Below are 4,810 nucleotides of genomic sequence, written 5' to 3'. Positions count from 1 at the left end.
TTCGCCCTGCTCCACCAGTTCAAACGCCCCGCCATCCGCAGGGAGCACCGAACCGAACCCCACAACACGTTCCTCTCGCTGGCCTGCGGCCCCAACCGCCCGAGGCACCTCAAGAAGACCCGTTCATAATCCTGTTACGAGCCCTATGTGGTGAGACGGGCGAGCCGTTTGTAGCAGCAGATTGCAGCGGCGAGGCCGAGAAACGCGAGGTAGTTGCGTGGGTCGCGTTCGTAGCGGTGGGTGAGTCGGCGATAGCCGGTGAGCCAGGACATCGTTCGTTCGATCATCCACCTGCGACGGCCGAGCCGCTCATTAAGGATCTTCAGAGTGGCCACTGATCGGGTGATGGCGGCAGGCTCGTAACAGGCGAGGCCCTCGGGCTGTTGATCGAGATGTCTGACGTCTCAACACCACAGCCTGGGGGCCTCGTTGGTCGTCTATCCTGGCGCACTCGGCCTGCCGCATGCGCTCGTGGAGTGGGTCACGATGCTGATCATCACTCGCGAGGGTGACCGCAGGTGTGCACCGCGGTCCTCCCCGCGCGCGATCGTGGCGCTGGTCTACCTGCGCGAGCACACCCACCCTCGCCAAGCTCGCTGCGGGCTTCCGGATCAGCGAGGGCACCCCCCACGCCTGTGTACACAGCGTGACCTCACTCCTCGCCGGCCGGGACCCGTCCCTCACTCGTGCTCTGCGGCGGGGCTTCGTAGACCCGCTGCCACCGCTGGACCGACCGGACACTCACCTGTAACTGCTTGGCAACCAGCCCGTTCGACTGCCCGTCGGCAGACAATCGAGCCGCTTCCAGGCGGACCCGCTCACGGAACTACCGCCGTTCATCCGTCAGCCCACCACCCTGCGGAGGCCTCACCCCCCCTCGGCGTACCGCGACGAGCACCACCCGTCAGCCCCTACGGCAACCCACCTTTCAAGGTCAGTAACGAGGTGAGGACAGACTCTCTACTGCGTCACAAACTGCATCATGCGTGGCTGCCGAGCGGACGCCTGGCGCATGAACAACCCAATTATGAAGGAGGATGTAAATGTTTCCCGGTGATTCATCACGATTAGGTCACTATTTGCGAGCGTTGATGGCGGCGAGCGCCCTGCCACTGGCCCTGACTGCCATGACGGGTATCTTTCCGTCGATCGCACAAGCGGCGGACAAGTTTGCCCACCGTCCCGTCGTTTTCGTCCACGGCCATGGCGCGGGACCCGGTGTTTGGGGCAATCTGATCAGCGACGCCCAGGCACTCGGGTACAAATCGGAGGAACTCCTCGCCTTCGACTACAGCAAGCAGACCCCCGGCGACACAACCATCGAGGCCATCGCAGGTGGTCTCGGGAAGTACATCAGGGATAACGAACTCGCAAGTAAATCCCCTGACGGCACGATCGATATTGTCGCCCACTCGATGGGTGGTCTCGTCGCCCGCTACTACCTCAAGCACGACGGCGGTACGTCGACCACGAAACACCTGGTCACCCTTGGTACTCCCAACCACGGTACTCTAGCTGCCGATGCTGCGTGTGCCGTGCATGTCAAGTGCGATGTTCAGACCCAAGAGATGACCACTCGGTCGGATCTCCTGAAGGCCCTGAGCAGCGGATCCGAGACGCCGGGGCCGACAGCGTATGCCACGTTCAGAGCCAATTTCGGGAATGAACCTCCGCTTGTTAGCTCTGGCGTGGGCTACTGCGACGGAATCGTCTTCGGCGGGGCGACCAGCGCCCTTGAGGGCGCGCAGAACTTCGTGACAGGGTGCATCGCGCACAACGACTACCCGAGCAACTCCTGGACCAAGGAAAAGACTCTGGCTCTGATCTCCGACGCGGACGGGGTTAACACTCCACAGGCTGCCCAGTTTGCCTGTGCGGATCTGCAGGAAAACTGGGGAAAGGACAAATGGGTGGGCGCCCAGACGTCATCCTGCATGACCGTGACCGGAACGAGTGCCCAGAAGAACGCCTACAGCGAACTCCTAGTACGCGGCTGTGGTTACTACTGGGGGTGGGTAAAGATCTGGTACTACGCGGGATACAAGGACGTGACCTGTGACGTCAAATATGAGGGCAAAGGCATCGGTGACGCCAAATTCCGTGACGCGTCGACACAGTCGGAAAAATTCCGGACTATGGAGATCCGTAGCGACTCGTTCCCTGTCAGAAGCGGCCAAACAGTGGGTGGCTCCTGGAGTTTCGGAATCCATTCCTATCAGTCTGCAGATTACGACGCCCACGGGACCGCAACGACCCCCTCTCTAACCGTCGGCTGAGTCGCGTTTATCCCCGCCTGCGCCAGTCGCTCAGCTAGGGTGCTGTGTGGGCTTGTCTCATATGTGTTTCTCTGCCGGAGCAGCCTTTTCCCCACCCCGCCCCTTCCCTATCGTCGAGTTCACCCTGCTCAATGGCCTCAGAGCGGTGACCTTGTAGGAATTCGCTGCCCACACCCCCGGATGGGCGAAGGCCGGACCACCGACGGTCGCCGTGCGTCGAACAATCCGCAAACAGTGGTACCAAGTGCGCTAGGCACTGTTTCTCGGATCTCCTGACCTGGGTGGGGTGTTGGGGTCAGACTGGTTGTATGGGCCGTGGGGATCTGACGAATGCGGAGTCTCAGCCTGATATCTACACTCAAAGATAATCAGGCCCTAGCGTGCGATCATTCGGGAAAATGGCGCGACACGTATCAGCAGCAGTTGATGCAGCCCCTCACCGATATCAAGAGCTACTCTAATTCTGTCGCGGCGTTCTTGCCGCAGCTGGATCAATTGGCGGCGGATGTGAATTAGGGGGACAAGAGCGCGCGCAAGAAGTTTGATGAAGCGCTTGGTGAACTTTCTCAAGGCGCAGCGAGGACGAACCCTGGGCCGACGTCATCCCTTACGAGCCTGACAGCGGGGAGGACCGGGCACCGGAGCAGCCTCTGCACTGGGGACAGGCCGTCAGTGGGATGACCTCGACAGCTGGCCGGTCGGCCAGCAGGAACCCGCCATGGCCGCCGTAGCGGCTGTGCCGGACCAGGCCGGTTCTCCGGGATGGCTGGTGCCGGTGGGAAGCACCGCCGCCCCAGCCGCCCGGGCGGCCACCGGCACGCTGGTCCGCACGGCCCCGCAGAACGACAGTCCGGGGCACCCGGCCCCCGCTGCCGAACCCGACGACACCGGATTCCTCCCCTACTACCTCCCCATTACCTTCTTGGTGGCCCCGCAATGGGGCGCCCGGCCTCCGGGGTTGGCATGACTTTCTCCCCCTGTCGAACGCATGGCCTGGGGGGTGGTGTCACCGGCTCCGGAGGCATCGACAGACCGCTGATTAGGGGCATGACCACCGGCTTCTCCGCAGGTCGGGAGGCTCTTCGTAATGTGGATGTGGCGATCGGTGCCGTGGGACGGCCGGGTAGGAACGACCGAAGGACACACGTGATCGACGTCAGCGACATCGGCGCCTTCCTCGGCCTGGACGTCGGCAAGGGCGAACACCACGCCACCGCCGTCACACCGGCCGGGAAGAAGGCCTTCGACAAGCGGCTGCCCAACAGAGAGCCGAAGCTCCGCGAGGTCTTCGCCAAGCTCAAGACCAAGCACGGCGCCGTGCTCGTGGTCGTCGACCAGCCCGCCTCGATCGGTGCTCTGCCGCTCGCGGTGGCCCGCGACATGGGCTGCGAAGTCGCCTATCTGCCAGGCCTGACGATGCGGCGGATCGCCGACCTCTATCCAGGCGAGGCCAAGACCGATGCCCGCGACGCGTTCGTCATCGCCGATGCCGCCCGCTCGATGCCGCACACCCTGCGGGCGATCGAGCCCGCCGACGAGACGGTCGCCGAGCTGGAGATGATCGCGGGCTTCGACGACGACCTCGCCGGCGAAGCCACCAGGGTCTCCAACCGCCTGCGGGGACTGCTGACCCAGATCCACCCGCATCTCGAACGGGTCCTCGGCCCGCGCGTCCAGCACCCGGCGGTCCTGGACCTGCTGGAACGCTTCGGGTCCCCGGCCCAGATCCGCAAAGCCGGCCGCCGCCGGCTGGTGAACCTGCTCCGGCCGAAGGCACCCAGAATGGCCGAACGGCTGGTCGACGACATCTTCACCGCCCTGGACGAACAGACCGTCGTCGTTCCCGGCACCGACGCGGCCGCGCTGATCGTCCCGAGCCTGGCCACTTCTCTGACTGCCGTCCTTGACCAGCGGAAACTGCTGGCCGCCCGGATCGAGGAACTGCTGGAGGCTCACCCTCTTCCCAAGGTCCTGACGTCCATGCCGGGGATCGGCGTCAGGACCGGAGCCAGAATCCTCATCGACGTCGGCGACGCGTCCGCTTTCCCGTCCGCCGCCCACCTCGCCGCCTACGCGGGCCTCGCCCCGGCCACCCGCAGTTCCGGGTCCTCGATCCGCGGCGAACAACCGTCGCGGAGAGGAAACAAGCAGCTCAAACGGGCCTTCTTCCTGTCCGCGTTCGCCGCACTGGCCGACCCGGTCTCCCGCGCCTACTACGACAAGAAGATCGCCCAGGGAAAGCACCACACCCAAGCCCTCCTCTGCCTCGCCCGACGACGAGCCGACGTGCTCTTCGCCATGCTCCGCGACGGCACCTTCTACGACCCCAAGCCCGCCCCTACGGGTTGACGAAACCCATAGGGGCACCCCCCGCAGGCCCCGGCAGTGGCAGAGCCCGCGCCGGCCGCGAGCCCGCGCCCACGTCAGCGTCCGCACCCCGGGCTTCTGAGTTCGACCAGCCGGTTCCCTACGCCCCCGAGGTCGAGGACGACGACGGGCGCACCACCTACGTGATCTTCACCCCGAGCAGCGGC

Annotated in this window: 3 protein-coding genes and 3 pseudogenes; 4 read left to right on the top strand and 2 right to left on the bottom strand. The window is 64.6% G+C overall.

The genetic code is table 11. The annotated features are described in order from the left end of the window. Window positions 1-143: 143 nt before the first annotated feature. Window positions 144-314 (bottom strand): annotated as a pseudogene (locus LUZ64_RS36290) (transposase); the annotation flags it as partial. A 115-nt stretch (window positions 315-429) separates the two neighbouring features. Between LUZ64_RS36290 and LUZ64_RS36285 the strand changes: the two are divergent. Next, window positions 430-697, top strand: a pseudogene (locus tag LUZ64_RS36285) (transposase family protein); the annotation flags it as partial. Between the two features lie 6 nt (window positions 698-703). Here the strand turns inward: LUZ64_RS36285 and LUZ64_RS38160 are convergent. Then, window positions 704-871, bottom strand: a pseudogene (locus LUZ64_RS38160) (helix-turn-helix domain-containing protein); the annotation flags it as partial. A gap of 256 nt (window positions 872-1,127) precedes the next feature. Between LUZ64_RS38160 and LUZ64_RS36280 the strand changes: the two are divergent. From LUZ64_RS36280 to LUZ64_RS36275, 3 genes are all read left to right on the top strand, one after another. Next, entirely contained in the window at window positions 1,128-2,276 is a 1,149-nt protein-coding gene (locus LUZ64_RS36280; protein WP_170116701.1) for an esterase/lipase family protein, read from the top strand. Between the two features lie 330 nt (window positions 2,277-2,606). Further along, window positions 2,607-2,792, top strand: a complete 186-nt coding sequence (locus LUZ64_RS38005) for an HBL/NHE enterotoxin family protein (RefSeq protein ID WP_095580224.1) — start codon at window positions 2,607-2,609, stop codon at window positions 2,790-2,792. 630 nt (window positions 2,793-3,422) lie between these two features. Beyond that, window positions 3,423-4,625, top strand: a complete 1,203-nt coding sequence (locus LUZ64_RS36275) for an IS110 family RNA-guided transposase (RefSeq protein ID WP_170116695.1) — start codon at window positions 3,423-3,425, stop codon at window positions 4,623-4,625. Window positions 4,626-4,810: the final 185 nt, after the last annotated feature.

Source organism: Streptomyces albireticuli (assembly GCF_021228125.1).
GTDB lineage: Bacteria > Actinomycetota > Actinomycetes > Streptomycetales > Streptomycetaceae > Streptomyces > Streptomyces albireticuli.
The sequence above is the reverse complement of the archived record's forward strand: the minus strand, read 5'-3'. Positions and strand labels throughout refer to the sequence as shown.